This window comes from Devosia crocina (assembly GCF_900116545.1).
Taxonomy (GTDB): domain Bacteria; phylum Pseudomonadota; class Alphaproteobacteria; order Rhizobiales; family Devosiaceae; genus Devosia; species Devosia crocina.
In genome coordinates, this window is sequence record NZ_FPCK01000001.1 from 1,335,807 (window position 1) to 1,349,926 (window position 14,120).

Annotated in this window: 23 protein-coding genes; 16 read left to right on the forward strand and 7 right to left on the reverse strand. The window is 61.7% G+C overall.

The annotated features are described in order from the left end of the window. Position 1 precedes the first annotated feature (1 nt). Positions 2-214 (reverse strand): hypothetical protein, encoded by a 213-nt coding sequence (locus tag BM364_RS06365; RefSeq protein WP_092422394.1) that lies wholly within the window; start codon positions 212-214, stop codon positions 2-4. 5 nt (positions 215-219) lie between these two features. Further along, positions 220-444, reverse strand: a complete 225-nt coding sequence (locus BM364_RS18170) for a hypothetical protein (RefSeq protein ID WP_139232503.1) — start codon at positions 442-444, stop codon at positions 220-222. Positions 445-598: 154 nt separating this feature from the next. Between BM364_RS18170 and BM364_RS06370 the strand changes: the two genes are divergently transcribed. Then, on the forward strand, positions 599-922 hold the full coding sequence (locus BM364_RS06370; RefSeq protein ID WP_092422397.1) for a hypothetical protein: 324 nt from the start codon (positions 599-601) through the stop codon (positions 920-922). 6 nt (positions 923-928) lie between these two features. On the opposite strand, the gene BM364_RS06375 is transcribed toward BM364_RS06370, so the two are convergent. Next, positions 929-1,240 carry a helix-turn-helix domain-containing protein gene (locus tag BM364_RS06375; protein ID WP_092422400.1) on the reverse strand — a complete coding sequence of 104 codons (312 nt, stop codon included), beginning with the start codon at positions 1,238-1,240 and terminating at the stop codon, positions 929-931. A gap of 106 nt (positions 1,241-1,346) precedes the next feature. Here BM364_RS06375 and BM364_RS06380 point away from each other — a divergent pair, with 106 nt between their 5' ends. From BM364_RS06380 to BM364_RS06445, 14 genes are all read left to right on the forward strand, one after another. Continuing rightward, positions 1,347-1,616: a hypothetical protein gene (locus BM364_RS06380; RefSeq protein WP_139232504.1), complete on the forward strand. Its 270-nt coding sequence runs from the start codon at positions 1,347-1,349 to the stop codon at positions 1,614-1,616. Continuing rightward, positions 1,613-2,230 carry a helix-turn-helix domain-containing protein gene (locus BM364_RS06385; RefSeq protein ID WP_092422406.1) on the forward strand — a complete coding sequence of 206 codons (618 nt, stop codon included), beginning with the start codon at positions 1,613-1,615 and terminating at the stop codon, positions 2,228-2,230. Before BM364_RS06380 ends, BM364_RS06385 begins: the two co-directional genes overlap by 4 nt. Continuing rightward, complete coding sequence (locus BM364_RS06390) at positions 2,227-2,598, forward strand: Thoeris anti-defense Tad2 family protein (protein WP_092422409.1); 372 nt, start codon at positions 2,227-2,229, stop codon at positions 2,596-2,598. The genes BM364_RS06385 and BM364_RS06390 overlap by 4 nt, the downstream gene beginning before the upstream one ends. Next, positions 2,595-2,993, forward strand: a complete 399-nt coding sequence (locus BM364_RS06395; protein WP_139232505.1) for a hypothetical protein — start codon at positions 2,595-2,597, stop codon at positions 2,991-2,993. Before BM364_RS06390 ends, BM364_RS06395 begins: the two co-directional genes overlap by 4 nt. Then, a complete protein-coding gene (locus tag BM364_RS06400; RefSeq protein WP_092422415.1) occupies positions 2,994-3,806 on the forward strand; it encodes a terminase small subunit in 813 nt (270 codons plus the stop codon). Then, a complete protein-coding gene (locus BM364_RS06405) occupies positions 3,803-5,386 on the forward strand; it encodes a hypothetical protein (RefSeq protein ID WP_244542788.1) in 1,584 nt (527 codons plus the stop codon). Before BM364_RS06400 ends, BM364_RS06405 begins: the two co-directional genes overlap by 4 nt. Positions 5,387-5,481: 95 nt before the next feature. Beyond that, positions 5,482-5,736 carry a hypothetical protein gene (locus tag BM364_RS06410; protein WP_092422418.1) on the forward strand — a complete coding sequence of 85 codons (255 nt, stop codon included), beginning with the start codon at positions 5,482-5,484 and terminating at the stop codon, positions 5,734-5,736. Between the two features lie 60 nt (positions 5,737-5,796). Then, positions 5,797-6,093: a hypothetical protein gene (locus BM364_RS06415; protein WP_139232506.1), complete on the forward strand. Its 297-nt coding sequence runs from the start codon at positions 5,797-5,799 to the stop codon at positions 6,091-6,093. Position 6,094: 1 nt separating this feature from the next. Beyond that, positions 6,095-6,349 (forward strand): hypothetical protein, encoded by a 255-nt coding sequence (locus BM364_RS06420; protein ID WP_139232507.1) that lies wholly within the window; start codon positions 6,095-6,097, stop codon positions 6,347-6,349. Beyond that, positions 6,346-6,789, forward strand: a complete 444-nt coding sequence (locus tag BM364_RS06425; protein WP_092422427.1) for a hypothetical protein — start codon at positions 6,346-6,348, stop codon at positions 6,787-6,789. The genes BM364_RS06420 and BM364_RS06425 overlap by 4 nt, the downstream gene beginning before the upstream one ends. Beyond that, positions 6,789-9,047: a portal protein gene (locus BM364_RS06430; RefSeq protein WP_092422430.1), complete on the forward strand. Its 2,259-nt coding sequence runs from the start codon at positions 6,789-6,791 to the stop codon at positions 9,045-9,047. The genes BM364_RS06425 and BM364_RS06430 overlap by 1 nt, the downstream gene beginning before the upstream one ends. Positions 9,048-9,070: 23 nt before the next feature. Then, a complete protein-coding gene (locus tag BM364_RS06435) occupies positions 9,071-9,976 on the forward strand; it encodes a hypothetical protein (protein WP_139232508.1) in 906 nt (301 codons plus the stop codon). A gap of 12 nt (positions 9,977-9,988) precedes the next feature. Then, the gene (locus BM364_RS06440) at positions 9,989-10,210 is read left to right on the forward strand and encodes a hypothetical protein (protein WP_244542789.1); all 222 of its coding nucleotides are present in this window, start codon (positions 9,989-9,991) and stop codon (positions 10,208-10,210) included. A 216-nt stretch (positions 10,211-10,426) separates the two neighbouring features. Then, positions 10,427-11,359, forward strand: a complete 933-nt coding sequence (locus BM364_RS06445) for a hypothetical protein (RefSeq protein ID WP_139232509.1) — start codon at positions 10,427-10,429, stop codon at positions 11,357-11,359. A 472-nt stretch (positions 11,360-11,831) separates the two neighbouring features. Here the strand turns inward: BM364_RS06445 and BM364_RS06455 are convergent, their stop codons facing one another. Further along, on the reverse strand, positions 11,832-12,368 hold the full coding sequence (locus BM364_RS06455; protein ID WP_092422443.1) for a hypothetical protein: 537 nt from the start codon (positions 12,366-12,368) through the stop codon (positions 11,832-11,834). Positions 12,369-12,466: 98 nt separating this feature from the next. Further along, on the reverse strand, positions 12,467-12,733 hold the full coding sequence (locus tag BM364_RS18400) for a hypothetical protein (RefSeq protein ID WP_175528485.1): 267 nt from the start codon (positions 12,731-12,733) through the stop codon (positions 12,467-12,469). A 30-nt stretch (positions 12,734-12,763) separates the two neighbouring features. Here BM364_RS18400 and BM364_RS06465 point away from each other — a divergent pair, with 30 nt between their 5' ends. Continuing rightward, positions 12,764-12,979 carry a hypothetical protein gene (locus tag BM364_RS06465; RefSeq protein WP_092422446.1) on the forward strand — a complete coding sequence of 72 codons (216 nt, stop codon included), beginning with the start codon at positions 12,764-12,766 and terminating at the stop codon, positions 12,977-12,979. 7 nt (positions 12,980-12,986) lie between these two features. On the opposite strand, the gene BM364_RS06470 is transcribed toward BM364_RS06465, so the two are convergent. Both BM364_RS06470 and BM364_RS06475 read right to left on the reverse strand, forming a co-directional pair. Next, positions 12,987-13,682, reverse strand: a complete 696-nt coding sequence (locus BM364_RS06470; RefSeq protein WP_092422448.1) for an HNH endonuclease signature motif containing protein — start codon at positions 13,680-13,682, stop codon at positions 12,987-12,989. After that, positions 13,679-14,020, reverse strand: coding sequence for a hypothetical protein (locus BM364_RS06475; protein ID WP_092422450.1), 342 nt, complete (start codon positions 14,018-14,020; stop codon positions 13,679-13,681). Before BM364_RS06475 ends, BM364_RS06470 begins: the two co-directional genes overlap by 4 nt. Between the last annotated feature and the right edge of the window lie 100 nt (positions 14,021-14,120).

Consider the following 14,120-nt stretch of genomic DNA (forward strand, 5'->3'; position numbering starts at 1 on the left):
CTCAGCCTCCGAATGCCAGGCGGCCGAGTTGGCTGAAATAGTTGCAGTCGAGAACCGTATCGACGATGCGCTGCTCGCGCTCGGTCAGCGGGTCGCCGTCCATGAAAGACTGCATGGCGGCTGTGACCATGTCGCGCTGGCGCTGGGCCGACGGCGCAGGTTGCGGCGGTATCGGATGCGCGGGAGTACGTGGAAAGGCGAGGACCTGTGCCATGGAGATCACCGCAGCGTCTGAGCGCAGGTGTCGGCGCTATGCTGCGCCTGGCATGCGGCCATGGCGTGGGGCTGGTCACCGATATGGTAGCCACCCAGGGCCGCCATGGCGATCAGCGCGACGATGATCCAGACACGCGAAGTTTTGTCAGATGGACCAGACACATAGGTCGTAAGCGACATGGCGGGTGCAACCCGGCCCCGCTGGTTACCATTTCGTAAAGAAGTCATTGCCCCATTCCCCTTGCTTGGCACCACTATGGCAGAGCCCTGCTTTCAAGATGGGGTGACGGTATAAAGGATTTCTTTATCCGTCAATTGCCAAAACAAGATTTTCTTGTTATGGATATTACGTGCCCTACAAGAGGGTGTTAGGGGTTCGACGATGTTTGGAAATCAAGGCGAGGGGAAATTCAGGCGACTCGCTACGCAAATCGCTGGTGTGCTTCCAGAGGATCACGACGAGGCATTAGCCACGTTGGCGGCTGCGGAGGCGGTGCTCGATGCTATGGGGATGGGAGATAAGCGCGACGCTGCAAAGCGCATCGTTGCGATGACGCCCGAGGACCCTGAGGAGGCTCTTTTGGTGCTGCAGCTGGTTCGCGAGTTCCTGGAATACAGCACCGATCGCACACGTATGCGCATGCATTCGCTGAAACGGGCGTCAGGTTTCCGAGTGAATGACAACCTGGACACAGAGCGGACCTAATCCGCCTTAGCCGGCCTTTGTCCCGAGGCCGGCGTCCACCTTTTCCGATCGCGCCTGCAATGCCTGGGCAAGCTCCAGCGGCAGGCCGTCCATGCGGCCGAATAAGACGTAATCAGACGTCGCGCCAGTCAGCTGCCAGATGCGTGCGAGCGTGTCCGGTGGGGGCGCGTTGTGGCCGCGCTCGTAATTTCCCCATCGTTGAGGACTGGCGCCAATCAGCTCGGCCATGAAGACCTGCGTCCAGCCTTTGACCTCGCGAACGGCGGCGAGGCGGCGGCCAATGGCCTTGTTCGAGGTGTCGGGCATGATGTCGCTCATGACAAGATTTTATTGTCGCGCCATCAGAGACACCACAAAGACTATCTTGTCAATTGCGGATAAAGAAATCCTTTAGTATGGTCCGGCCGTTGCAGGCGGACCATCAATGCCAAAAACCAAACTCACTCCCAAGGCGCTTGAGAGCGTCGACGATGTTATCCGCGCTTTAGGCGGAACACGATCCGTCATGGAGTTGACCGAGGCAAAGACCAACCAGGTGGTGACGAACTGGCGTTCGCTCAACCGCTTCGCTGCCAACACCTATGTGGTGATGACTGACGCGCTCAAACTCAAGGGACTGACGGCGCCGGCATCGCTCTGGGGCATGAAGGAAATGCCCGAAGGCGTGGTGATCGAAGCGGCTGAGGCGACATGAGCCACGACGCCACGAACTGGGCCATCAAGCAGCGCGGATTGAAGCCTGTCGTCAAGCTTCTGCTCTGGCACCTCGCCGACCGCCACAACCCCGATCAAGGCTGTTTTCCGAAGCAGGAAACGCTCGCCGAGGATTGCGAGATTTCGCGCGCATCGGTGAACCGGCATCTCGATGAACTCGAATCGCTCGGGCTGATTTTGCGTGAGCCGCAACGCGATCCGCAGACCAACAAGCAGCTGCCCACCCGATACCGACTGGCTTGCGAGCCCGATTTCCCGCGAACACAAGATGTGGGGGGCCGTGTCTCAAATTGCGACACGGAAAGCCGTGTCTCAAAATCCGCTGTTTCCGTGTCTCACAGCTCTGAGACACCTATAACCAGTAAAAGAACCAGTAAGAATCCCCTTACCCCAGACGAGCGTCGGGCCTTACCACCACAAGATGTTGGGCTCACCCAGCATGTGCACGCCATGCTGGACGACAAGCTCTACCTGACCTGCTGCAAAGTGTCGGGCCACGCCGCGAGCATGACAGACGCCAAGGGCGGGTGGACGTTCCCGGTGCAGGTCATCGACGAGGCGCGCCAGCGCCTGGCTTTGGCAGGTGCGCAATGAGTAACCTGCCGCTTACCCATATCGCGACGCGCGCCGTACACGCCTATCCTGCCAAGGGTCCGATTGGCGTGGCAGGGACCGCGCCGAGCCTCGACGGCTGGATCGTGGTGCTGGACGGGCGTGAACGCTGGGTGTCGGCAGCGCAGTTTGAGGCGAGCTATGCCTCGACGGGCGCTATGAGCTTCGACCATGCCGTGCATGCGCTCTTTGCCGGAAACCGGGTGGCGCGGAAAGCCTGGCCAGATGGCGTCATTTTCGTGTCGGACGGCGCGATCTGCCTTGAGGCGAGCGGCGGCAAATACCAGTCGCGCAACTGGCGGCCTGACAAGGCGGATTTCTTTGCTCGGGACTGGATGGTGGTGCCGTGACCATGGGCGGGTTCTGGGCAAAGCCGGGCGCAAAGTGCGTGTGTCTCAATTCCGAGTGGAAGCGCGGCAAGACGCTTCAATGGAGCGTCTACTTGCGCGCCCTGCTGCTCGGCTTGCCCATCCGACATGGCGTTTACGTGGTGACCGCCGTGGTGCCGAGTGATCTGGGACTGTTCCTCTCGCTCAAGGGCTACGGGAACATGCTCTTCCACATCTCGCACTTCCGCCCAGTCGTGGACGAGCAGGAACGCCGCGACGTTGCGCTGTTCACGCCGTTGCTGGATCCGAAGCTGCCCTTGGTGCCCGACGGGCCGCAGGAACCAGCAAAGGTCCGTTCGACCGAGCCTGCCGATTGTGCTACTTTCCGCCTGCCGCACCACCGAGATCATCGATAGATGGCGAAGGCGCGCGGCAAGTCTCCCAAAGCCACAGAACCGACCGGCAAGGATGCGCGACAGCGTGCCCGGGCGCGTTCCGTCGCGGATAAGTACATCGATGACGATGGCGCGACGCCGGCGGCCGATGAAGGTGATAGCTTCGACAACCCAAGCAAGAGCGGGGGCACGAAACACAAGCGCCTGACGGAACGGGAAGCGCGCTTCTGCGAGGAGTATCTCGTCGATCTCAACGGCGCGGCTGCGGCCCGTCGCGCAGGCTACAGCGAGAACACGGCGCGCGAGATCGCATACGAAAACCTGACCAAACCTCACATCCGGCTCCGCATAAGGCAGCTTAAGCGAGATCGCGCTGTCCGCCTCCAGTTTGACCGGGACCGGGTGTTGGAGCGGCTCAGTGACGAGCTCGATGCCGACCTGGCGGATTTGTTCGACGAGGCGGGGAACCTGCTGCCCGTCGACGAGTGGCCCATGGCGTTCCGCACAGGACTCGTCGCCGGCATCGAGGTCGAGGAGCTGTTCGAGGGCAGGGGCGAGGACCGCGAGCACATCGGCCGCGTGCGCAAGATCAAGCTCGCCGATCGCGGCAAACGCCTCGAGCTGGTTGGCAAGCATGTCGACGTCATGGCGTTCAAGGAACGCACCGAGGTGGAAGCCGTCGGGCAGTTCGCCCAGCTCCTCGGCGCGCTGGCCGGGACAACGCTGGGCCCGACGCAGACGCCGCCGACCAGTGCTCTGCCAGCCGAGGCCGCCGCCACCATTGCTGCCGCCAGCAATCCTGATCTCTCCGACGATGGGGAGGACGACGAGTGAACGACGCTCTCGCCATCCCGATCGAGGAGCAGCTGCGCGCCATCCTCGGCCGCACGCCGACAGCCGAAGAGCTCGAGCTCTTCCGCAACCTGCGGGATCCGAAGTGGCGCATCCGCAACCTCTACTGGATCATGGACAAGGAGGGTAACCCCGTCCGGTTCGTGCCCAACGAGGTGCAGGACAAGTTCATCGAGGAGCTCTGGTACCGCAACGTGGTGCCGAAGGCGCGCCAGCGTGGCTTCTCGACCGTGGCGCAGCTGATGGCACTCGATCGCGCGCTGTTCGAGCCCAACCAGCGTTGCGCCCTGATCGCCCAGGACCGGGTGACCTGCGAACAGATCTTCTCGGACAAGATCAAGTTCGCCTATGACCGGTTGCCTGACCTGGTGAAGGCCATGAACCCGGTGGTGCGCTCGACCCAGTCCAAGCTGGTGCTCTCCAACAACTCCACCATCCGCTGCGCCATCTCGGTACGCGGCGGCACGATCCAGTTCCTGCACATTTCCGAATACGGCAAGATCTGCGCCGTGGCGCCACTCAAGGCGCGCGAAATCCAGACCGGCTCGATTCCTGCCGTTGATCAGACCGGCATCGTCATCATCGAATCGACGGTGGAAGGCCTCGACGGCGATTTCACCGAGAAGGTGCAGCGCGCCGAGGCAGTGGCACTGAGCGGCCGTCCACTGTCCAAGATGGACTATCGGCTCCACTTCGCCAGCTGGTGGGACGCGCTCGAATACCAGACCGACCCGGCATCGGTGGTCATCTCGCCGACGGACCACGCCTACTTCTTCCGCCTCGAGGCCGAGATCGGCCGCCCGATCGAGATGGAGCAGCGCGCCTGGTACGTCCAGAAGCGGGACGTCGAGTTCGGCGGCGATGTCGAGAAGATGTGGATGCAGTACCCATCCACGCTCAAGGAGGCCTTCAACCAGTCGACCGAGGGCAAGTGGCTGGCCGTGCAACTGGCGACCATGCGCAAGCAGCAGCGCATCACCAAAGTGCCCTATGACCCGTCGGTGCCGGTCAACCTCTTCTGGGATCTCGGTGTCGACGACGACATCGCCATCTGGTTCCACCAGCAGGTCGGGCTGCAGGACCGGTTCATCGACTATATCGAGGCATCGGGCGAGCCCTACAGCTTCTTCAAGCGCGAGGTCGACAAGCGGCCTTACGTGCTCGGGACCTGCTTTCTGCCCCATGACGGTGCGCATCGGCGCCCAGGCGCGGAGCTGCTCAAGACCTCCGCCGACATGCTCGAAGAAGTCGGGTTCAAGAACATCGAGATCATCCCGCGCATCCACGAGCTGATCGCCGGCATCCAGCAGCTGCGCGACGCCATGGCGAGCTACTGGATCGACGAAGAGAACTGCGCCGAAGGGCTCAAGCACCTCGCCGGCTACGGCAAGGCGTGGAGCGAGCGCAACGGCACCTTCACGAGCCAGGTCAACAAGAACGGCCACCAGCACGCCGCCGACGCCATCCGCCAGCACGCCCAGGCCAAGGCCGGCGGCATGATCCGCGGCCCACGCCAACAGACACGCAGACCCAGCTCGCGTCCGAGCGCGATGGCTGTTTAACCAGGAGAGAGACGATGTCTGATTTAGGTTATGCACGCAGAGCTGCAGAGTTAGCCCGGAACAGCCGACCTGTTCGCGAGGGGCCACAAAGCTTTATGGACGATCTCAGGGATGCCCGGGATCACGCTCGGGAGACGGCGCGTGAGGCTGCGAAACTCGCCGATCGGCTTTGCGGGCCGGTGCCGGAGAACGCGACAGGCCCTGAGTATCTCGAGGGATATGGCGTGTTCGGCGATGCGCGCGCTTTGGCGCACCAGATCTTGGCCGCCTCGGTGAGCGTCAACGAGTCGCTTGAGCGCATCCGCGGGCAGCTGCCTTCCGAGAAGTACGAAGCCGACCCGCACAGCTGACCCAAACGCCGCGCGCTCGGGCAGGGACGGCCCGGGTGTCGGTCCATCCAGGAGGATAGATTGAAGAAGATGATTGTGGGGGCACTCGCCGCAATGGCGATGCTGGGCGGCGCTGCCTTAGGGCAGGTCAATGCCAAGGCGGGGCATGTTGTTGTAACCGGCGCTTCGGCAGGCCAAGCCACCGACACCCAGCGGCAAGCGCCGGCGCCGAAACAGAACGAGCGCGCGGCAGTGCGTGAAGCGGACGCGGCCTATCGCCATCGCCGGTTTCTCGCGCGGACCAAGCACAAGAACCGGGCAGGGGGCGAGCGCGCCCACCGGAAATGGCGCAAGGCTCGATCGGCGGGGAGGCGGTGACATGGCCGCAAGACGCGACTGCCCATCGTGCAGACAGGGTCAGATGCTGCGCACCATTTCAGGCGATGGCACGTGCTGCGACGCCTGCGGCATCTTCATCGCCATTACGTCAGTGGCAGTGCAGAGGGACGAACGCAGGCCTTCGGACCTTACCGCCCAGCTCTCCGTTGAGGGTCGGCGACAGATAGACAGCAGGGCCGAATTGGCTTACCTCTTCCCCTTGCCGCACCACCCCTTTGCCGGGGGCCGTGCATGACTGCCGTTCTCGACCTAGACCAGCGCCACTTCACAACCGTGAAGGGCAATCTCACGCTTATCGGCACGTGGGTCTCCACGGACGATGGCGTCGCGCCATGCCTGTGCCTGATCCGCACGGGCGAAGAGTTCTCCGAGCACACGGTGCCATGCGTCGTTACGCTGCAGAGCGCATTCCTGTTCGATCGATCATCGCACAAGCACTATCCGGACTGGGCCCGCAAGGCGGCGCTCATGGCATTCGGTTTTGCCGAAGCCCTCCGCATCGGGGTTACGCCACAATCTGCGCAGCGCATCTGCGAGCTGATCGAGGATAATATCGATGACCTCTTCGGCATTCCGCCCTATCGCGTGCCGATACTGACCGACAACGAGGCCATGGCCGAGGTGACGATCACCGACCGCAATTCCGGCAAGCGCGTGCGCGAGGTCCTCCTCTGATGTTCGACATCAATGCCGATGATGGCTCCGTCCGCAAAACCGAGTTCAAGTCACCGATCAAGGGTGGCGAGGGGCGGGAAGGCGCCAGGGAGATCAAGCCCTCAGGGCTCGACGCTCCCAACATGGTGGAGATGCACCACAAGCTCATGGACCTGCGGGCCAAGGAGCTTGATCGGCAATACGACAACCGCGTCGAGCAGGCGCAGGACGAGGACTTTTACGACAATATCCAGTGGGCGGAGAAAGACGCCCAGGAAGTCGAAGACCGCGGCCAGAAGGCTCTCGTCTATAACGTGATCTCGGCATCGGTCGACTGGGTGCTCGGCACCGAGAAGCGCACCCGCTCCGACCATAAGGTCATTCCGCGTCGCAAGAACGAGGGCAAGCCGGCGCAGCGCAAATCGGAGCTGATGAAATATCTCAGCGACGTCAACCGCACGCCTTTCCATGTCAGCCGCGCCTTTGCGGATTCGGTGAAAAGCGGCATCGGCTGGGTCGAAGACTATTTCGACGGCGACGGCGACGACGAACCGCTGCGCACCCGCTACGAGAATTGGCGGCGCGTGCTCTGGGACAGCGCCTCGACGGAGATGGACCTCTCGGACGCCCGGTACATCTTCCGGGACAAGTGGGTCGACCTCGATATTGCAAAGGCCATCTTCCGCAAGCGCGGACAATTGCTCGAGCATTCGGCGCAGCAGGCGCTCGACATCGGCACGTATGGCGATGATGGCGACGAGGTGGGTGACTATTCCGAGATGGCGCTCGACCAATCGGGCGGCCGCACCGATCGGGTAAACCATGGCTATCACCGCCAGCGCGTCCGCCTGATCGAAGGGTGGATCCGCATGCCGGTGCTGGTGAAAGCACTAAAGGGCGGCGCCTTCGCCCGGGAAATCTATGACCCGTTCTCGCCAGGCCACAGGGACTCGCTGGCAAGTGGCGAAGCGGAGCTCGTCGAGCGCATCACCATGCGCATGCACGTGGCGATATTCACCCATGCCGGCATGCTCTGGTTCTCTGAGAGCCCGTACCGGCACAACCAGTTTCCATTTACCCCGATCTGGGGGAAGCGCCGCGGACGCGACGGCCTGCCATACGGTATGATCCGCGGCCTCAAGGGCATGCAAGAGGACATCAACAAGCGCGCATCCAAGGCGCTCTACATCCTCTCCACCAACAAGATCGTCATGGACGACGACGCCGTCGAAGACATCGACGAGCTGCGCCGCGAGGCCTCGCGCCCCGACGCGATTATCGTCAAGAAGAAGGGGTCGCAGCTCGACCTCGACAATGACCGAGAGCTTTCCCAGTACCAGCTCGAATTCATGTCCCGCTCAATTGCGATGATCCAGCAGTCGAGCGGTGTCACCGACGAGCTCCTCGGGCGCCACACCAATGCCACCTCTGGTGTCGCGATCGGACGGCGTCAGGACCAGGGCTCCATGGCGACGATGCACTTTTTCGATAATCTCCGCTTCGCGTCCCAGCTGCGCGGCGAGAAGCTGCTGTCGAACATCGAGCAGTTCGTGAGCGAAGAAAAAGCATTTAGAATCACCAATATGCGCGGCACGCCTCAGTACATCACCGTGAACGATGGCTTGCCGGCCAATGACATCCAGCGGTCCAAGGCTGATTTCGTCATCACCGAGGCCGACTGGCGCGCATCCATGCGCCAGCATGCCATGGACGAGCTCATGGGTCTGGTGGGCAAGCTGCCCCCAGCCGTCGGCATGGTGTTGCTCGACCTGGTCGTGGAGCAGATGGACATCGGCAACCGCGAGGAGATCGTGAAGCGCATCCGTGCCGTCACCAATCAGCGCGACCCAGACGCCGAGGAGCTGACGGAAGAAGAAGTGCAGGCCCAGCAGGCCGCAGCCGAGGCAGCCAAGCTGCAGGCTCGTGCCGTGGAAGCCGACATTTCCGACAAGGAAGCCAGCGCCGAGAAGAAGCGTGCCGAGGTACAGCGGATCACGGCCCAGACCGTCACCGAAAAGGTCAGCGCCCAGGATCGCGCACTCGCGACCGCCGGCAATGCCCTGGCTCTCCCACCCGCAGCCTCGCACACGGCCGACATGATCATGTCCGAGTCCGGCTTCAAGTCGCAGAGCGATCAGAACATCGAGGCGGCGCAGGCCGCCGGCGTCGCAGCCGCCCAGACTGAGCTGGCTCAAGAAGCCCAGCTTGAGCAGGCCGCTGCTGCCGAATCCGAACAACTCCAGACCGGTGCGGCGCCGGCCATGGACGTGCCCGCATAACGCCGAACCAGAGAGAAGCCAGAATGGCAAAGCCAGACTTTACCGATGAAATGCTCGAAAGCCTGTCCGAGGAAGAACGGGCAGGGCTCCTGAACCCCGACCTGGTCGACGAGGGGCTGGAAGCCGAAGCGGCTGCCGCGGCAGATACTCCGTCGGCCGAGGACGATACCAGCGCGCCTGCCGAGACTGAGCTGGAAGGCGCCGTTGCTGCTGACGGGTCGGTCACTGTCGAGAATGCTGCCGCCGATGAAGGCAAGCCAGCCGCCGTGCAGCAGCCTCAGTCGCTCCTCCCGGCCTACGATCTGCCCGAGGATTTCGAAGCCCGCTTGGAGGCGATCAAGTCCGGCGAGGACGATCTCGAAAAGCGTTTCGACGACGGCGAGCTGTCGAGCGCTGAATATCGGAAGGGCCTGCGCGAGCTGAACGACCAGCGCAGCGAGCTCGAGCGGATGCAGCTCAAGCACGAGTTGTCAGCCGACAGCCGCAAGCATGATTTTGAGATCCGCAAATCGACCTGGTTCGAAAACACCGTGCCGGACTGGTTGGCGAAGCATCCGCAGTATGAAGCCGGCAGCGCGGGCTACGATGCGTTGAACGCTGAGGTTATGAAGCTCCAGGGCGGGAATGCAGCCGACCCGTTCGCTGCATCGATCCTCGACCAGGCGCATGCCAAGGTGCAGCGCGATATGCGCAAGGCGCTCGGCCTTCCGGCGGAAGAAAACAAGCCAAGCACACCACAGCCGCCGACGGAGCCCAAGCGTGAGATCCCGCCGGCATTGGGCGGTCTGCCCAGCGCAGCACCGGCCGACCTGCAGGACACCAGCAAGTTTGCGGTCATCTCGCGCATGACTGGCGAGGCCAAGGAGAACGCTATGGCGCAGCTCTCCGACACCGAGCGCAACCAGTACCTGGCGTCTGAATACGCTTAACGAGAGGACCAAATGGGCTTGCTGTCTGTCAGCGTCAAAGTCGGCGAGGCCGTGCAAATCGGCGAGGTCGCCATTGTAAAAGTCGACGATCGGAATGGCCGTTCGGTCAAGCTCAAGATCGCGACCATGGACCCGTCCCTCCGGGTCACGCGGATCCCGACGGGTATCATCCCGCCGGCGTTCCTGCCGACAGGGCTGGCACCGGACAAAACGTCCGCAGCCCTCGTCGCGTGAGCGAAGTCGTCGACACCAAGGGCCGTTGGCGGCGCGCAATTGTCGCCCGCGGCCTCCCTCGCGATCGGCTGCTGATCGATCGCAGCCAGGGCACTCCGCGCGCCAGCGTGAAGTCGAAGGACGAATCTAAGGATTTGCGGCTTTAACGCTAACCTCGCAAGGCGCTTGCCAACGCCATGCCCAAGCCTGATTGTCTTCCCCAGATCGGGGAGGCAAATGGCAGACGACGAAGAAACGCCGCCACAGATACCGTCGAAGCACAATGGCGACAGCACACACGCGCGCCCGGACACTGCTACCGGTCAGGGTCTTGCCTCAAGAGGCAGGCCAGGATTTCGATCCGGTAGGGCGGCTGAGGTGCAAGTTGAGGCGAGCTCAACGAAATCCGCACAGCAAGACATGGAGCGGGAGAACACCGATTATTGGGAAACCGCAGTAGACCTGCCAGAAGGTTACGCACGAGACGACGTGGGTCCAGCAGGTGGCGCACGCAGTCAAAGCGATCCTGCGGAAGCGGCATCTTTTGGCTTATATGCCGGTGACGGATACGTCGATCAGGATTACGTAGTCGACGACGGAGCCCCCCTTCAGACTGAGAATGGCGCGCAACTCGTAACCGAGGACGGCGAGCCGATGATAACTGAAGAACCTGATGTGATCTCGGCGACGGCAACCCTCAGTGGCGAGGGCAACATGCGCGCGGATTTGCAGGTTGTCCGGCTGGCCGAAGTCCGCCGAACCGCAGAAGAACTCCGTGCTGCTCTGGACGCCGTCTCGCCGGAAGTGCGGGCGATGGTCGCCGATATGCTGAGAACGCCCTCAAATGGTGAGGTGCCGGACTTCCTTGTCGCAGGACAAGCAAAAGCGGATCTAGATGCCAGCCTCGGCCTGCTCGAAAGCGCTGATGAGAACACGCCGCGCGCAGAGATCCTCAATGCGGCAAAACACGTTGATAGAGCGCGTGTCACCTTCTCCCGCTGGTTGGGTGGCATCTTGTTAGCCGTCGGATTGCTGGCTCAGCCCGCGTACAACGGGTTCATGGAGAAGACGTTCGCTAACGCGGCCGACATGGTCTGGGCCCATGGCGTAGGACAGCGCTTTGAGGAAGCTCTCCATGAGCTGAAGCCGATCCTGAAGCAAAAGGACTGAGCGCTACAGTGCCGTGCGTGGCCCACGGCTAGGCGATAAACACAGAGGGGAAGATGGCAGAGTTAGGCGACCTTAATAGGAACAATCAGCGCTTGCTGCGGAAGTCGACCTTCCGCGGCACAGACCACAATCAGTTTATCTGGGCGCTGCAGTGTGAGCGAGAGAACTGCGGGCATGTCTATGGCGCTAACGGGTCAGACTTCCACCAGCGGCGCTGCCCCAAATGCGATGGCGGGATGCCGGGGCTATAGGGCTGTTGCGCCGTAGCGTCCCTTAGCTTCACGGCTGGTTTTTTTCGAAAAAGTCTTGAACCTTACCGCCTGAAAGTCTATTGTACTCCCAGTAGCAGAAAGCGACGCCTCCGAAAGGATGCTGCTACAAGCCCGCCCTTGAGGCCAGCATACCACGGTAAGCGGCAGTCGCACGGCAGAGACTTAAGCTGCCATAATCAAGGTCCCTCACGGGGCCTTTTTTATTTGGGCATTCGAACGCCCTTGTAAAGCACAGTGCGCAGGAGCGCGTGCACCTTCAGCCGCTTACCCACGCGATCCGCGAAAAACTGCTTCTTGTAGGCGCTCTTAACCACCAACTCGACGTCGATGCCGGACGATTGGCTGGGGTGGAGATCGTAAAAGATCAGGTATTTGAGGCCGCTAGTTGGCACGGCTTCGGAAACGGCCATATTGTTCTTCTGCCCAGCGTCTTGGCTTTCCCAAGACGGAAAGTTCTGCTCGACCATAGCGGTGCAGATGACGGGGAGATCGACGCACCAGCCGTACCGATCCGTGCAGAACTCGCGCCACTTACCACCCTCGTCCTTGAACCGATGTCCCGTCGCTTCGTCACTGTCGGCCTTCGAATACACGTGGGAGTGAAACGACACGCGCACGGTCAAGTCGAGGCCGTCCTTACCCTTTCCCTCAAGCTTGACATGGAAGGGCTGAAGGTGATGCAGCGAGTATTTGATGCCGGCTGAGGTGATCGGCGAATGCAAGACCGGGAAAGACATGCCGCTGCATATTCTATTGCCCGAACAAGCGGAAGAGCATGAAGTTAAGTGCTAAAGCCAGTTTGTTAGCACAGTCGGTTTTTTGTTGGGGGAATAGGTCAGCCAGGAGCAGCGGCTCGGATTGCAAGTTGCTCTGTTGACCACCAATAGGTTTGCGTTTCGCTCGGTGTTTGGGTAGCGATGCGATCAAGATTGGCACTCATGCGGGGATAAGAGTGGGTGATATTTTCGGGGCGATACTCGGTATCGCTTTTGCGTTGGCGTGCGCGGCAGGCTGGTTCAACCACCTCTACATTTGCTTCACAGACGGAAACTGGGGTTTTCTGATCGCGGGCGCGCTGTTTTTCCCAGTTGCCGTTATCCATGGCTGGGGCGCTTGGTTGGGGTTCTGGTAAATGCGGATAGAAGGCTCAATCGAAACCGGCCTCGATGTGTATGGCGAGAACATCTGCGCGAAAGGGCTGACGCTGAATCAGCTCCACGAGCTCGTTTCGCAGCTCGTTCGCCTGTTCATACCTTTCAATTTTGCGGAGGTGTCGGACGAGCAGTTCGCTGAGGCTGCCGATGCGGCACAGATCTCCGTTGAGGATATAGCGCAGCCGGGGCCGTGAGGGCGGGTTAGGGGAGCCAGGACCAGGAGCGGCGGTGCTGTATGTCCCAAACCGTCTGCGGAGTTACGCCGTACCGATGCGCGATCTGAGACAGGGGCGTCCCCTTGATGGCCCGGATCGCCAAGACATCATCTTCCGTCAGAGTGGCGTTTGGGTGTCGCTCGCCCCTGTTGCTGGTGCCGTGCGCGATCCTATCCATCTGGTTTTCAGATGGCGTCGCCCAGTAGAGATGGCGCTTATTGCAGCATGGAGGATTCCCGCAGCGGTGCGCGGCTTCATGAGTTGGCGACGGCGGCGGGCCGTGCTCGCGCTCGCATACAAGCCGATGCACTGCGTCCTCGCCCAAAACTCCATACCCCTTCGGACGTGACGCAAAGGGCCACAGCAGGCATTCATCGCCCTCATAGGGCAGCACCACTTCCTTGAAGAAGCGGCTGGCATGTCTGTCTGGCGCCGTGCTGTAGGGCACATGCAGCGGGTCGCCATACTTCTTTTGTCGCTGCCAATGCTTGGAGCAAAGCCCTTTGGCGATCGCTCCTTTGCCGCAACCCTCAACCGCGCAGACCTTCGCCGCGGGCCGCGGTGCGGTTCGCTTGTAGGCGATCAGCGGGTCACCATGGCGCTTCCACCTCTGCCAATGGGTATTGCAATAGCCCTTTGCATAGTGAGGCGCGCCGCAGCCGGCGACACTGCACGTCTTCATGCTGCGAAGGCTTCAACGTGCTGCAGCAGCTTGTCGAGTAACGGCATGCGGTCGAGGTAATCATCGACAGAGGCACGCGTGATCGCGGCCTGCACGTGAAGATCGTCCGCACTGGTCGGAGGCAGGGCGAGGATGACTGTGTCGACCGCTGACAGCTCGTCCATCAGCTGGCCGAAGATCAGCTCGAGCGCCTTGATGCGTGGCGAGGCAGTGTTGCCCTCGGCGAGCAGCAGTGGCTCAAGGGCCGTGATGGCGTTCTGGATTGCGTGGCGACGTGGGGCCAGGAAGGCGATTGGTGACGCGCCGGCAGCAGGCGTGGTAACGGTGGCTTCAGCCATGCTCGATGCTCCTATCGAGTTTCGGTTAGGCTCGGGCGGGAGCTTCCACCTTCCCTCCGAGCCGCAACCGTGTTAACACAGCTGCAATTACAATTCAAGA